Origin of the sequence: Streptomyces sp. NPDC050448, from assembly GCF_040655295.1 — a bacterium.
Classification (GTDB): Bacteria; Actinomycetota; Actinomycetes; order Streptomycetales; family Streptomycetaceae; genus Streptomyces.
Window position 1 is genome coordinate 516,884 of the sequence record NZ_JBFAJR010000001.1, and the last position, 13,520, is coordinate 530,403.

The 13,520-nt window shown below is 72.5% G+C and carries 15 protein-coding genes; 8 read left to right on the top strand and 7 right to left on the bottom strand.

Translation table 11 applies throughout. From position 1 onward, the window contains the following. Nucleotides 1-58: 58 nt before the first annotated feature. Nucleotides 59-775: an NADPH-dependent F420 reductase gene (gene npdG, locus AB0I68_RS02365; protein WP_363175278.1), complete on the bottom strand. Its 717-nt coding sequence runs from the start codon at nt 773-775 to the stop codon at nt 59-61. A gap of 114 nt (nt 776-889) precedes the next feature. On the opposite strand from npdG, the gene AB0I68_RS02370 reads away from it, so the two are divergent. After that, on the top strand, nt 890-1,495 hold the full coding sequence (locus AB0I68_RS02370) for a hypothetical protein (protein ID WP_363175279.1): 606 nt from the start codon (nt 890-892) through the stop codon (nt 1,493-1,495). 21 nt (nt 1,496-1,516) lie between these two features. Here the strand turns inward: AB0I68_RS02370 and AB0I68_RS02375 are convergent, their stop codons facing one another. Then, nucleotides 1,517-1,753, bottom strand: a complete 237-nt coding sequence (locus tag AB0I68_RS02375) for a hypothetical protein (protein WP_363175280.1) — start codon at nt 1,751-1,753, stop codon at nt 1,517-1,519. Between the two features lie 72 nt (nt 1,754-1,825). Between AB0I68_RS02375 and map the strand changes: the two genes are divergently transcribed. After that, nucleotides 1,826-2,683, top strand: coding sequence for a type I methionyl aminopeptidase (gene map / locus AB0I68_RS02380; protein WP_363175281.1), 858 nt, complete (start codon nt 1,826-1,828; stop codon nt 2,681-2,683). Between the two features lie 140 nt (nt 2,684-2,823). Beyond that, nucleotides 2,824-3,471 carry a biliverdin-producing heme oxygenase gene (locus tag AB0I68_RS02385; RefSeq protein ID WP_363175282.1) on the top strand — a complete coding sequence of 216 codons (648 nt, stop codon included), beginning with the start codon at nt 2,824-2,826 and terminating at the stop codon, nt 3,469-3,471. Nucleotides 3,472-3,585: 114 nt separating this feature from the next. Here the strand turns inward: AB0I68_RS02385 and AB0I68_RS02390 are convergent, their stop codons facing one another. Together AB0I68_RS02390 and AB0I68_RS02395 are read right to left on the bottom strand one after the other, a co-directional pair. Then, nucleotides 3,586-3,918, bottom strand: coding sequence for a hypothetical protein (locus AB0I68_RS02390; RefSeq protein WP_363175283.1), 333 nt, complete (start codon nt 3,916-3,918; stop codon nt 3,586-3,588). 66 nt (nt 3,919-3,984) lie between these two features. After that, nucleotides 3,985-4,662: a PhzF family phenazine biosynthesis protein gene (locus tag AB0I68_RS02395; protein ID WP_363175284.1), complete on the bottom strand. Its 678-nt coding sequence runs from the start codon at nt 4,660-4,662 to the stop codon at nt 3,985-3,987. Nucleotides 4,663-5,089: 427 nt separating this feature from the next. On the opposite strand from AB0I68_RS02395, the gene efeO reads away from it, so the two are divergent. The 3 genes from efeO to efeU are packed head-to-tail and all read left to right on the top strand — an operon-like array spanning nt 5,090 to nt 8,461. Then, on the top strand, nt 5,090-6,238 hold the full coding sequence (gene efeO / locus AB0I68_RS02400) for an iron uptake system protein EfeO (RefSeq protein ID WP_363175285.1): 1,149 nt from the start codon (nt 5,090-5,092) through the stop codon (nt 6,236-6,238). Nucleotides 6,239-6,258: 20 nt separating this feature from the next. Continuing rightward, entirely contained in the window at nt 6,259-7,551 is a 1,293-nt protein-coding gene (efeB, locus tag AB0I68_RS02405) for an iron uptake transporter deferrochelatase/peroxidase subunit (RefSeq protein ID WP_363175286.1), read from the top strand. A 25-nt stretch (nt 7,552-7,576) separates the two neighbouring features. Beyond that, entirely contained in the window at nt 7,577-8,461 is an 885-nt protein-coding gene (efeU, locus tag AB0I68_RS02410) for an iron uptake transporter permease EfeU (protein ID WP_363175287.1), read from the top strand. Nucleotides 8,462-8,542: 81 nt separating this feature from the next. Here efeU and AB0I68_RS02415 read toward each other — a convergent pair whose 3' ends face one another. From AB0I68_RS02415 to AB0I68_RS02425, 3 genes are all read right to left on the bottom strand, one after another. Then, entirely contained in the window at nt 8,543-9,103 is a 561-nt protein-coding gene (locus AB0I68_RS02415; protein WP_363175288.1) for a GNAT family N-acetyltransferase, read from the bottom strand. Nucleotides 9,104-9,263: 160 nt separating this feature from the next. Next, nucleotides 9,264-10,124, bottom strand: coding sequence for a PhzF family phenazine biosynthesis isomerase (locus tag AB0I68_RS02420; protein WP_363175289.1), 861 nt, complete (start codon nt 10,122-10,124; stop codon nt 9,264-9,266). A gap of 62 nt (nt 10,125-10,186) precedes the next feature. Then, nucleotides 10,187-10,948 carry an SDR family oxidoreductase gene (locus AB0I68_RS02425; RefSeq protein WP_363175290.1) on the bottom strand — a complete coding sequence of 254 codons (762 nt, stop codon included), beginning with the start codon at nt 10,946-10,948 and terminating at the stop codon, nt 10,187-10,189. A 108-nt stretch (nt 10,949-11,056) separates the two neighbouring features. Here AB0I68_RS02425 and AB0I68_RS02430 point away from each other — a divergent pair, with 108 nt between their 5' ends. Beyond that, nucleotides 11,057-12,358: a multidrug effflux MFS transporter gene (locus AB0I68_RS02430; protein WP_363175291.1), complete on the top strand. Its 1,302-nt coding sequence runs from the start codon at nt 11,057-11,059 to the stop codon at nt 12,356-12,358. Nucleotides 12,359-12,510: 152 nt separating this feature from the next. Next, on the top strand, nt 12,511-13,518 hold the full coding sequence (locus AB0I68_RS02435; RefSeq protein WP_363175292.1) for a small ribosomal subunit Rsm22 family protein: 1,008 nt from the start codon (nt 12,511-12,513) through the stop codon (nt 13,516-13,518). Nucleotides 13,519-13,520: the final 2 nt, after the last annotated feature.

Genomic DNA, 13,520 nt, shown 5'->3' on the forward strand with positions numbered 1-13,520 from the left:
CCGGAGCCGCTGCGCCCGGCGGCCGGCCTCGAAGGCCGCCGGGCGCAGCGGTGGCGGCTCAGACGTCCGTGACGCGGAGGCCCGTGTGGGCCTTGTAGCGGCGGTTGGTGGAGATGAGGTTGGCGACCAGGGACTCCACCTGGTGGGCGTTGCGCAGCCGGCCCGCGAAGACTCCGCGCATGCCCGGGATACGGGCGGCCAGGGCCTGGACGATGTCCGTGTCGGCGCGGGATTCGCCGAGGACCATCACGTCGGTGTCGATCTCCTCGACCGACGTGTCCTGGAGCAGGACCGCCGAGAGGTGGTGGAAGGCCGCCGTGACGCGGGAGTCGGGGAGCAGGGCCGCGGCCTGCTGCGCCGCGCTGCCCTCCTCGACGTGGAGGGCGTACGCACCCTGCTTGTCGAAGCCGAGCGGGTTGACGCAGTCCACCACGAGCTTGCCCGCGAGGTCCTCGCGGAGCGCTTCGAGGGTCTTGGCGTGGCCCTCCCACGGCACCGCGATGATCACGATGTCGCTGCGGCGCGCGCACTCGGCGTTGTCCGCGCCCTCCACGCCGAGGCCCAGTTCGTCGGCTGCGCTCTGCGCGCGGTCGGCGGCGCGGGAGCCGATGATCACCTTCTGTCCGGCCCGGGCGAGCCGGTAGGCCAGGCCCCGGCCCTGGTCTCCGGTGCCGCCGAGGACGCCGACGACGAGGCCGGAGACGTCCGGCAGGTCCCACGGGTCCTTGGCCGGTGCCTTGGCGGTGGAGGTCTGAGTGCTGTCTGTGGAGGTCATGGGGGCGAGGGTAATGCCGGTATCCGCAGAGTCGAACGGCCATGGGGCGGCTCACGGCCGGCCGATGCGGGCGAAGCGCTCCCGCGCGTCCCTTCCATGCGGCAGGATGCGGCCATGGACGCCGTGAGGGTCGCGCTGCTGCGCGAGGTGCTCGCCGGTACGCAGTGGATCGGTGCCGTGCGCCGCTTCGCCGGATCGCTGCGGCGCTCCGTCGAGCCGGCCGGCGGGAATCTGCTGCTGGTGGGGACCGAGCAGTACGAGCCCTGGCATCTGGCGGCGCACCTGGTGGACGAGGCCGCCTGGGCCGGGCTGCCGGAGCTGGCGCCCACGCTCGTACGGCACCGCGTACTGCCCGGGGAGCCGCCGCACCTGTCGGTGGGGCTGGGCCGGCTGGAGGCGGCCCGGCGCGGGCACACCCTGCTGGTGGTGGCCCCGGAGCAGCCCGGGGCGGGGCTGCTGGAGCGGGTGCACGACGCCCGGCGCGCGGGGGCGACCGTACTGTCCCTGGACGGTGGGGATCCGGATCTGGCCGCGCTCGCGCACGACGCCCTGTCCGTCGGGGAGGGTGCGGACGAGCTGGACCTGGACACCGTGCAGCACCTGGTCAGCGCGGCGGCCGGGGAGAACGGCCTGCCGGTGCGGCGCGGGCCGCGGCGGCTGCGGGACCGGCTGGCGCGGCTGGCCGACCAGCTGACCGCGCCGCCGCCCAGCCGCTGGTAGGACGCGACGGCCAAGGGCCGGCTAGGAGGCCGTGCCCTCTTCCTCCTCGCGGGACTTGTCGTTCCACTTGGGGTCGTTCTGCCATTCGAGGTTGCGTTCCTGAGCGCTTTCCATGGCGTGGGCGGCCTCCTCCGGCGTGGAGTACGGTCCGAAACGGTCCTTCGCCGGGCACTCCGGGCCTTCCTCGACCTTGTGGTGCACCAGGCAGTAGTACCACTCGCCGGGTTTGCCCACCTGACGCTTCTTGAACAGGGCCATCGTCCTCGGGCTCCTCTCGATACCGCTCTCTGCCGCCATGCTGCCCCATCCCCGCTGGATACACTCGCTTGCATGTCTGGCCAGTCGCTGCTCGTACCAGGCGAGCTTTCTCCCGTCCGTTCCGTTCCCGGAAACATCCGCCGGCCCGAGTACGTGGGCAAGCCCGCGCCCACTCCGTACACCGGACCGGAGGTGCAGTCGGCCGCGACCATCGAGGCCATGCGCATCGCCGGCCGGATCGCCGCCCAGGCGATGGAAGAGGCCGCCAAGCTGATCGCCCCGGGGGTGACCACCGATGAGCTGGACCGGGTCGCGCACGAGTACATGTGCGACCACGGCGCCTACCCGTCGACGCTGGGCTACCGGGGCTTCCCGAAGTCCCTGTGCTCCTCGGTGAACGAGGTCATCTGCCACGGCATCCCCGACTCCACCGTCCTGCGCGACGGCGACATCGTGAACCTCGACGTCACCGCCTTCATCGGCGGCGTGCACGGCGACAACAACGCCACGTACCTGTGCGGTGAGGTGGACGAGGAGTCGCGGCTGCTGGTGGAGCGCACCCGCGAGGCCCTGAACCGGGCCGTCAAGGCCGTCAAGCCGGGCCGCCAGATCAACGTGATCGGCCGGGTCATCGAGTCGTACGCGAAGCGCTTCGGCTACGGCGTGGTCCGGGACTTCACCGGGCACGGCATCAACTCGTCCTTCCACTCCGGCCTGATCATCCCGCACTACGACAGCCCGCACGCCACGACGGTCATCGAGCCCGGGATGACCTTCACGATCGAGCCGATGCTGACCCTGGGCACGCACGAGTACGACATGTGGGCGGACGGCTGGACCGTCGTCACGAAGGACCGCAAGCGCACCGCGCAGTTCGAGCACACACTGGTGGTGACGGACACGGGAGCCGAGATCCTCACCCTGCCGTAAAACCTCCGCCGGGGGCGTTTTACCGACAATGCGTCGGGAAGACATGGACTTAGGTAAACCTAAGCACGAGGATCGGGCGTGACGGCCGTGCCGTCACGCCCGTCGGGCCCGTCTCCTCGTCCCGTCTCCGGAGGATTCTCTTGGACGCCTTCTCTACGGTCATCCGTGTCGCGTCGCACGAGCAGCACACCGAGGCAGAGACCTCCACGTTCATGAGCGACCTGCTCGGCGGCCGGCTCGGGGTGGACGCGTACACGCGCTACACCGAGCAGCTGTGGTTCGTGTACCGGGCTCTGGAGGACGCGGCCGAGTCCTTGAAGGACGACGCGGTGGCGGGCCCGTTCATACGGCCCGAGCTGATGCGCGTCGCCGAGATCGAGCGCGACCTGGCGCACCTGCGCGGGCCGTCCTGGCACGAGACGCTGATCGCGCTGCCCGCGACCGAGGCCTACGCGGCCCGCGTGGCGCAGTGCGCGGCCAGCTGGCCCGGCGGGTACGTCGCCCACCACTACACCCGGTACCTGGGCGACCTCTCCGGCGGCCGGATCATCCGCGACAAGGCCGAGCGGACGTGGGGCTTCACGCGCAAGGGCGACGGCGTGCGGTTCTACGTCTTCGCGGACATCGCCAACCCCGCGGCCTTCAAGCGGACCTACCGCGAGCTGCTGGACGCGATCGCCGCGGACGACCTGGAGAAGCAGCGCATCATCGACGAGTGCAAGCGCGCCTTCGCACACAACGGCGCGGTCTTCCGCGAGCTGGGCGCCGAGTTCCCGCTGAGCGCCTGACGCGCTCCACGTCGTACGGCGCCCGGCGCCCCCAGGCATCCCCAGGCGCCCCATGAACTCCAATGCACCCCCATGCACCCCCAGGCGCACCGGCGCCCGGGGGTGCCTGCGCACTCAGTCGCCCTGGATCAGCCAGGTGACCAGGCCGACGAAGATCAGCAGGACCTCGGCGGCCTTGGCGTAGACGAGGGCGAGCGTGCAGCCGATGCTGCCCGCCACGATGCGGTTCGTCCGCTGCTGCGGGGTCCGCGGCCGCCGCCAGGTGGCAGCCGCCAGGCCCAGCGGGAGCAGGTACGGCAGCGAGAGCCAGAGCGACGCCTGCACCAGGTAGGAGGCCGAGTAGCTCAGGCCGCCGGCCACCAGCGTCAGTGCCGTGAAGAGCGCGGGGACCAGCAGCCACTGCTGCGTCTCGGCGGGGCGCGGGGCGGCACTCGAGGTCGTGTTCATGCCCCCATTCCACCCCCGGAAGGCACCCCGGCCCCAGGGCGCACGTACTCAACTACGGCTGCGTACCTACTCAGTCCCGGTGTGCGCCTGGGGCGGCTTCGCGAAGCGGACGCGGCCGCCGATCTCGACGGTGCCGTCCGGGCCGGGTGCGGTGAGGATCTGGGAGCCCGCGCCCTGGGTGATGTTCAGGGCGCGGTTCAGCTCGGCGGTCAGCAGTATCGCGGCCGATCCGGTGGCCTCGTCCTCGGTGATGAACCCGTCGGGGCGGCGCGGGAAACCGCGGGCCCGGATGCGGCCCGCGGCCTCGTCCTCCCAGGCCCAGGCGTACAGCCAGCCCTCGCCGGGCGGCGGCGCGGGCAGCGCGTCGACCTCGGCGGGGCTCGCGTACTGCTCGGTGCGCTTGCCCTCGACCCACTCGGGGAGGGCCGTGATCCAGGTGAACTCCCCGTCGTCACGGGCCCATACGGAGCCGGCGGGCGGCTGGAGCTCCTCTACGTCGAGCAGCCAGGCGACCCCGACCAGCGGATGGCCGGCGAAGGACATCCGCGTTCCGGGTGTTCGGATGTCGACGACTCCGCGCTCGGGGTCGTCGACGAACACCGTCTCGCTGTAACCGAGTTCGGCGGCCAGCGCCTGCCGCGACGCGTCGTCGGGGCAGGTCCGGCCGTCGCGGACGACGCCGAGCAGGTTGCCGTACCGCCCGTCGCCCGCACAGAAGACCTTGAGCACATCGAGATCGTTCACGCGGGAATTGAAACACGGTTGAGATCCGGACGGTGCGCCGCCTGCGCGCGAGGTGGATCGCGCCCGCACCGGCCGCGAGCGACCGCGCCGGAGGTGGCGAGCAGGGCCCCGGCCGGGGGGTCTACCGGCAACCCGTGGAGGTGCTCCCGCATCCGCGTACCGGGGTTCCGCTCGTGGTCCCCGTGCGGGACGACGGCCGTTCCGCCGTACGGAGCAGTCGCAATTCGCTTGACCTCTGCTTGAGCTTCCCATGGGATATTCATGGAGATTCCGTGACGCCCTCGTGTCCGGCGGTCGTAGGTGTGGGCCGAATCACTGGACGCGCGGGTACGGGTCAGGTAAGCCTCGGTTAAGTTAGGTCCGCCTCACCGGCCGCCCTCCTGATCGGGGCGGCCGTCTGCCGAACGCCAGCCAGCCAGGAGCCCGCATGCGCCCCGCCCGCCTCACCGTCCTCGCCGCGGCTGCCGCCGTGGCCGCGCTCACCGCCGTCACCGGCTGCGCCGAGAAGAGCGGTTCCGGCGACGAGGCCATCAAGGTCGCCGCCTCCGACAGCGCCTGCGAGCTCTCCAAGGCGGAGTTCCCGGCGGGCAAGGCGAACTTCGAGGTCGAGAACAAGGGGTCGAAGGTCACCGAGGTCTACGTCTACTTCCCGGACGGCCGGATCGCCGCCGAGCGCGAGAACATCGGCCCCGGCACCAAGGCCTCCATCGCCGCCGAGCTCAAGGCGGGCGACTACGAGATCGCCTGCAAGCCCGGCATGAAGGGCGACGGCATCCGCCAGAAGGTCAAGGCCACGGGCAAGGGCGCCGCCGAGAAGCGCAGCCCCGAGCTGGACGCCGCGGTCGCCGAGTACCGCAAGTACGTACAGGAGCAGGCCGACGAGACCCTCCCCAAGGCGCAGGCCTTCGCGGACGCGGTCAAGGCCGGCGACGTCGAGGCCGCCAAGAAGGCGTACGCCGCGTCCCGCATCGGCTGGGAGCGCACCGAGCCGGTCGCCGAGTCCTTCGGCGACATCGACCCGAAGGTCGACGTCCGCGAGGACGGCCTGGAGGCCGGCCAGGACCCGGCGAAGGACTGGACCGGCTGGCACCGCCTGGAGAAGGCCCTGTGGGCCGACAACAAGATCGGCGACGAGGAGAAGAAGCTCGCCGACCAGCTGATGACCGACCTCACCGACTGGCAGAAGAAGGTCGGCGGAGCGGAGATCACCCCCACCTCGATGGCGAACGGTGCCAAGGAGCTGCTGGACGAGGTCGCCAGCGGCAAGGTCACCGGTGAGGAAGAGCGCTACAGCCACACGGACCTGGTCGACTTCAAGGCCAACGTCGAGGGCGCCCAGAAGGCGTACGAGCTGCTCAAGCCGGTCGCGGCGAAGAACGACGCGTCCCTGTCCGCCGAGCTGGACAAGCAGTTCGGCGCGATGGGCACGCTCCTCGACAAGTACCGCGCCGACAAGAACACCTACGAGTTCGCGTCGTACGAGACGGTCGGCAAGGACCAGCGCAAGGAGCTCTCGGACGCGGTCAGCGCGCTCGGGGAGCCGCTGTCCAAGCTCGCCGCCGCCGTCGCCAAGTAACGCGTATCAGGGGTAGGGACATGTCTGAAGACACCAGCACCACCACCGAGGCCGCCGAAACCGCCGCCGTCGATGCCGCCGGCGGGCCGTCCCGCCGGTCCGTGCTCGGCTGGGGCGGTGCCGGGCTCGCGCTCGGCGCCGCCGCGGCGGGCGGCACGGTCGCCGCGTTCACCGGCGCCACGGACACCGTTCCGGCCGCGCTCAGCGGCTCCGCGGTGCCCTTCCACGGCGAGCACCAGGCCGGTATCGCCTCCGCCGTCCAGGACCGGCTGCACTTCGCGGCGTTCGACGTGAAGACGAAGGACCGTGCGGAGCTCGTCCAGCTCCTCAAGGACTGGACGCGGGCCGCCGAGCGGATGACCGCCGGTCTCGCCGTCGGCGAGGGCGCGGTCGGCGGCCTCCCCGAGGCCCCGCCGGACGACACCGGTGAGGCGCTCGGCCTCAAGCCGTCCCGGCTGACGCTGACCATCGGCTTCGGCGCCTCGCTCTTCGCCAAGGACCGGTTCGGCCTGGAGGGCAAGCGCCCCGAAGCCCTGGTCGACCTGGAGCAGTTCCCCGGCGACAACCTCGACCCGGCCAAGAGCGGCGGCGACCTCTGCGTGCAGGCCTGCGCGGACGATCCGCAGGTCGCGGTGCACGCGATCCGCCAGCTCGCCCGGATCGGCTTCGGCAAGACGGCGGTGCGCTGGTCGCAGCTCGGCTTCGGCAAGACCTCGTCCACCACCCCGGACGAGCAGACCCCGCGCAACATGATGGGCTTCAAGGACGGCACCCGGAACGTCTCGGGCACCGACAACGCCGCCCTCGACAAGCACGTATGGGTCGGGGACGAGGCCAAGGACGCCTCTGCGTGGATGGCCGGCGGCTCGTACCTGGTCGCCCGCCGGATCCGGATGCACATCGAGACCTGGGACCGCACTCCGCTCCAGGAGCAGGAGGACATCTTCGGCCGGGACAAGGCCGAGGGCGCGCCGGTCGGCAAGTCGAAGGAGCGCGACGAGCCGTTCCTGAAGGCCATGAAGCCGCAGGCGCACGTCCGCCTCGCGCACCCGGACACCAACAGCGGTGCCACGATCCTGCGCCGCGGCTACTCGTTCACCGACGGTTCGGACGGACTGGGCCGCCTCGACGCGGGCCTGTTCTTCCTCGCCTACCAGCGGGACGTCCGCAAGGGCTTCATCCCGATCCAGCGCAACCTGTCCAAGAACGACGGGCTGAACGAGTACATCCAGCACGTCAGCTCGGCCCTCTTCGCCATCCCTCCGGGCGTCCGCGACAAGGACGACTGGTGGGGCCGGGCACTGTTCGCGTAGTTCCGCGGCTAGGAAAGGAACCTACGTGTTCAGCAATTACCTGATCGGCCTGCGCGAGGGGCTCGAGGCCAGTCTGGTCGTCTGCATCCTCATCGCGTACCTGGTGAAGACCGGGAACAAGGACAAGCTGGGACCGCTGTGGCTCGGCGTCGGCCTCGCGGCCGCGCTCAGCCTGGCCTTCGGCGCGGCGCTCGAATTCGGCACCTCGGAGCTGACGTTCCAGGCGCAGGAGGCGATCGGCGGCAGCCTGTCGATCGTCTCGGTGGGCCTGGTGACGTGGATGGTCTTCTGGATGAAGCGCACCGCGCGGCATCTGAAGACCGAGCTGCACGGCAAGCTCGACGCGGCCCTCGCGATGGGCACGGGAGCCCTGGTGACGACGGCGTTCCTGGCCGTCGGCCGGGAGGGCCTGGAGACCTCGCTGTTCGTGTGGCGGTCGGTCCACGCGGCCGGTGACGGCGCGGGGCCGCTGGTGGGCGTCCTGCTCGGCATCGGATCGTCGGTCCTGCTGGGCTGGCTGTTCTACCGCGGCGCGCTGAAGATCAACCTGTCCAAGTTCTTCACGTGGACCGGCGGCATGCTGGTCGTGGTCGCCGCGGGCGTGCTCGCGTACGGGGTCCACGACCTCCAGGAGGCCGAGTTCCTGCCCGGCATCATGAACAAGGCCTTCGACGTCACCGCGGCGATCCCGCCGGACAGCTGGTACGGGACCCTGCTGAAGGGCACGTTCAACTTCCAGCCGGACCCGACCTGGCTCCAGGTCGGGGTGTGGGTGCTGTACCTGGTCCCGACGCTGCTCCTGTTCCTCGAGGTGCAGAAGTTCGGCCGTACGGCAGCGGCTCCGGCAGCTCCGCCGGCTCCGGCGGCCTCGGCGGCGGCCGTCTCCGCGGAGACCAAGAGCGGCTCGTGAGCCATCGGCAGACATGACCTGCGGAAGGGGTCCGGATCATCCCGATCCGGACCCCTTCCGCACGTCCGGACCGCGCCCGTGTCACCAGAGGCGGTCGACGAGCCCCGGGTACAGGGCGATCCGCGCTCCCACGAAGGCCGCGGCATCGGTGCCGGGGCCGGGGAAGTCGGCCAGGACCTCCTTGTCGAAGCCGGGAGCGTCCGTGGCCAGCGGCTCCTCGGGCGTCCCGCCGACCAGTACGGTCCCGGGCAGCCGGGTGAAGCCGGCCGCCTCGTAGAACGGGACGAGCGGCCGGTCGCAGCTGAAGAGGACCAGGTCCACGGCCGGGTCGGCGGCCAGCGCCGCGCGGGCCGCCGCCACCAGCCGGCCGCCGTACCCGCGGCCCCGCGCGGTGTCCCGGGTCACCACCGCGCTGAGCCCGGCGGCGCGGTACGTGCGCCCCGCGTGCCGGACCGGCTTGTGGAGCAGCGCCAGCGAGGCGGCCACCGTCCCCGACCCGTCCAGCAGCAGCATCGCCCTGGGCGCGAGGGCGGGATCGTGCCCGGCGCGGGAGCCGGGCCAGGCCTGCGCCTCCAGGGCGGCGACCTGCACGGCGAACCCGACCGGAAGCTCGGCCTCTTCGTACGTCAGCACCGTCGTCACGGGCGGTCCTCCTCTTCCTGCCACGGGCTCCTGCCACGGGTTCCTACAGCGGGCCCCTGCCGCGAGCCGGCGCCGCGGCCGCGCGGGCGGGTGTCGCAGCCCGCGCGGGCCGCCGGGCCGCCATCCGGGAGGCGGGGGCCGGCGCCGCGCGGGCCGTGGCTCATCCGATCCGGACCCCGCGGCCGCCGACCCGCACCCGCGGGTCTCCGGCCCGCAGCTCCACCGTCAGGACGCCCGGGCGGCCCATGTCCTCGCCCTGGTGGAGCGTGAGCACGGCGTCCTCCGGGGCCAGGCCGAGCTCGCGCGCGTACGCCCCGAAGGCGGCCGCGGCGGCTCCGGTGGCGGCGTCCTCGACGACGCCGCCGACCGGGAAGGGGTCCCGTACGTGGAACAGCGCCGGGCCCGCCCGGTGCACCAGCTGGACGGTGGTCAGGTCCAGGCGCCGCATCAGCGCCTCCAGCCGGGGGAAGTCGTACGCGAGGTCCGCGAGCCGGGCCCGGGTGGCGGCGCCGAGCACGAGGTGGCGGTTTCCGGCGTAGGCGATCCGGGGCGGGATGCCCGGGTCCAGGTCGGCCTCCGGCCAGTCCAGTGCGGCCAGCGCCTCGGCGAGGTCGGCCGGGTCGACGTCCTCGACGTGCGGCTCGACGCTGGTCAGGACGGCCCGCAGGCCGCCGTCGGACTCGGTCACCGAGACCGGCACCGTGCCCGCCGGGGTCGCGAACACGAGCTCGCCCGGACCGATCCGCTCCGCCAGTGCCACGGAGGCGGCCACGGTGGCGTGCCCGCAGAAGGACACCTCCGCCTTCGGGCTGAAGAACCGCAGGGTGAAGGCGCGTCCGGGCTGCCCGCCGAGCCCTTCCGGCGGCGCGGTCAGGAAGGCCGTCTCGCTGTAGCCCAGGCCGGCCGCGATCTCCAGCATCCGGGCGTCGTCCAGGCCGCTCGCGTCGAGCACGACCCCGGCGGGATTGCCGCCCGCGGGGTCACCGGAGAAGGCCGTGTAGCGCAATACCTCAGTCGTCATGATCGCCTCAACTCCGGTCCGCGGCACCGCATTCCCGCCGCACCAGCGGTACGTGCGCCGGTTCAGCCGCGCCCGACGTACGGCATCGTCGTCGCCATCACCGTCGCGAACTGCACGTTCGCCTCCAGCGGCAGCTCCGCCATGTGCAGCACCGTGCGCGCCACGTCGGCGGCGTCCATCACCGGCTCCACCGCCAGCTGCCCGTTCGCCTGGAGGATCCCGGTCTGCATCCGCTCGGTCATCTCGGTGGCCGCGTTGCCGATGTCGATCTGCCCGCAGGCGATCCGGTACGGCCGTCCGTCCAGGGAGAGCGACTTCGTCAGGCCCGTCATCGCGTGCTTGGTCGCGGTGTACGCGATCGAGTTCGGCCGCGGCACGTGCGCGGAGATCGAGCCGTTGTTGATGATCCGGCCGCCCTGCGGGTCCTGCGCCTTCATCTGCCGGAAGGCCGCCTGCGCACAGAGGAAGGCCCCGGTCAGGTTGACGTCCACGACCGAGCGCCAGGCCTCGTACGTGAGGTCCTCCAGCGGGACCCCGCCCGGGCCGAAGGTCCCGGCGTTGTTGAAGAGGAGGTCGAGGCGCCCGTAGTGCTCGCGCACCGCGGCGAACAGCGCGGCCACGTCGTCCGGATCGCTCACGTCCGCCCGTACGCACAGCACGTCCGCGTCGGTTCCGGCCGCCTTCGCCGTCTCCTCCAGCGGTTCGGTCCGGCGGCCGGCCACGGCCACGGACCAGCCGGCGGCGGCGAGGGTCAGGGCCACGGAGCGGCCGATGCCGGAGCCCGCTCCGGTCACCACTGCGATCTTCTTCCCACTTGCGCTCATGGGGCCGCAGGGTACGTCACATGTCGCATCGGCCCACGGACGTTCCGACAGCTGAGAGCATGGGCCGTCCGGGGGTGTGAAAAGACGACGAAAAGACTGGAGTTCCGCATGTCGGAGAGAGGCCCTGCGACGGCCCCCTCGCACGAGCCGTCGCCCGAGACGCCCTCCGCACCGCACACCGCTTCCGCCCCCCTGACGTCCGCCCGCCGTACCGGACTGCTCGTCACTTTCATACTCGGCGGGCTCAGCGCCCTCCCCCCGCTGTCCATGGACATGTACCTGCCGGCCCTGCCGGAGGTCACCGGCGCCCTGGACAGCCCGGCCGCCACCATCCAGCTCACCCTCACCGCCTGCCTCGCCGGCATGGCGCTGGGCCAGCTCGTCATCGGCCCGATGAGCGACAAGTGGGGCCGCCGCCGGCCCCTGCTGACCGGCATGGTCGTCTACGTCCTCGCCACCGCGATCTGCGCCCTCGCCCCGACCGCCGAGCTGCTGATCGGCTTCCGCCTGCTCCAGGGCCTGGCCGGGGCGGCCGCGATCGTCATCGCCCGGGCCGTCGTACGCGACCTGTACGACGGGGTCGAGATGGCCCGGTTCTTCTCCACGCTGATGCTCATCTCCGGCACGGCCCCGATCATCGCCCCGCTCATCGGCGGCCAGGTGCTCCGCTTCGCCGACTGGCGCGGGGTGTTCGTCGTCCTCACCGGCGTCGGCGCCGTGCTCACCCTCGTCGTCTGGCGCAGCCTCGGCGAGACCCTGCCGCCCGAGCAGCGCCAGACCGGCGGCGTGGGCTCCGCGCTGCGGACCATGCGCGGGCTGCTCGCCGACCGGGTCTTCGCCGGGTACACCCTGGCCGGCGGCTTCGCCTTCGCCACGCTCTTCTCGTACATCTCCGCCTCGCCCTTCGTGGTGCAGGAGATCTACGGGGCTTCGCCGCAGGCCTTCAGCCTGCTGTTCGGCCTCAACTCCGTCGGCCTGATCGCCGCCGGGCAGGTCAACGGCAAGCTGCTGGTCGGCCGGGTCCGCCTGGACAAGGTGCTGGCGGGCGGGATCGCCGTCATCACGGCCGCCTCGGTGGCGCTGCTGCTGATGTCGTCCGGGGTGTTGGGGGAGGTCGGGCTGGTCCCGATCGCCGCGGCGCTGTTCGTGCTGATGTCGGCGATGGGCATGGTCCTGCCGAACACCAACGCGCTGGCGCTGATGCGCACCCCGCACGCGGCCGGGTCGGCCTCGGCGCTGCTGGGCACCTCCTCCTTCCTGGTCGGGGCGATCGCCTCGCCGCTGGTCGGGATCGCGGGCGAGGGCACGGCGGTGCCGATGGCGGTGGTCCAGCTGGTGTGCTCGCTGCTGGCGGCCGGCTGCTTCACCGGCATGTGCCGGCCGTGGCAGAACCGGGAGTCGGCCGTCTGAGCCGGGCGGCGACGACGCGGCCCCGAGCCGGGCGGCGACGGCGTGCGGCGGACGGCGGGGCCCCGAGCCGGGCGGCCGGGGGCCTGAGCACGACGTCCGGGGCGCCCCGGACGACGGCGTCCGGAGCGCCCCGGGCGCCGTAAACTTCGCAGGTGAACGCCTCCGCCTCCGTCCCCACCACCGCCGAAACCCTCCGGTCCGCGCTGGGCGGGCTGCTCGACGGGCTGCCGCCGAAGCAGGCCACGGCCGCCGTCGAGCGGCTGATCGCCAACTACCGCGGCCGGATCCCGACCGACACGCCCGTCCTGCGCGACCGCTCCGACGTGGCGGCGTACGCGGCGTACCGGATGCCGGCCACCTTCGAAGCCGTACGGTCCGCCCTGGACGCTCTCGCCGAGGCCGCGCCGCAGTGGTCCCCGGCTTCCCACCTGGACGTGGGCGGCGGGACGGGCGCGGCGTCCTGGGCGGTGGACGCCACCTGGGACGGCCCCCGCGCCACCACGGTCCTGGACTGGGCGGAGCCGGCGCTGGCCCTCGGCAAGGAGCTCGCGGCGTCCTCCGGCTCGCAGGTGCTGCGCGCCGCCGAGTGGCGGCGTGCCGTCATCGGATCCGGACTGGCCCTTCCCGAGGCGGACCTCGTGACGGTGTCGTACGTCCTCGGCGAGCTCACTCCGGAGGCCCGCCGGGCCGTGGTCGCCGAGGCGGCCCGCGCCGGGCAGGCCGTGGTGCTGGTCGAGCCGGGCACGCCCGAGGGGTACCTGCGCATCCGCGAGGCCCGCGACCAGCTGATCGGGGCGGGGCTGAGGGTCGCCGCCCCGTGCCCGCACGACGGCACCTGCCCGATCGAGGTCGGGCAGGACTGGTGCCACTTCTCGGCGCGGGTCAGCCGGTCCTCCCTGCACCGGCAGGTCAAGGGCGGCTCCCTCCCGTACGAGGACGAGAAGTTCAGCTACGTCGCCGCGACCCGCTTCCCGGTGGAGCCGGCCCCCTCCCGGATCACGCGGAGGCCGCAGATCCGCAAGGGGCTCGTCCTGCTGGACCTGTGCGGTCCGGAAGGGGAGGGCCTGACCCGGGCCACCGTGACCAAGCGCCACGGTGACCTGTACAAGGCGGCGCGGGACGCCGACTGGGGCCAGGAGTGGCCGCCGGCCGCTCCGTAACT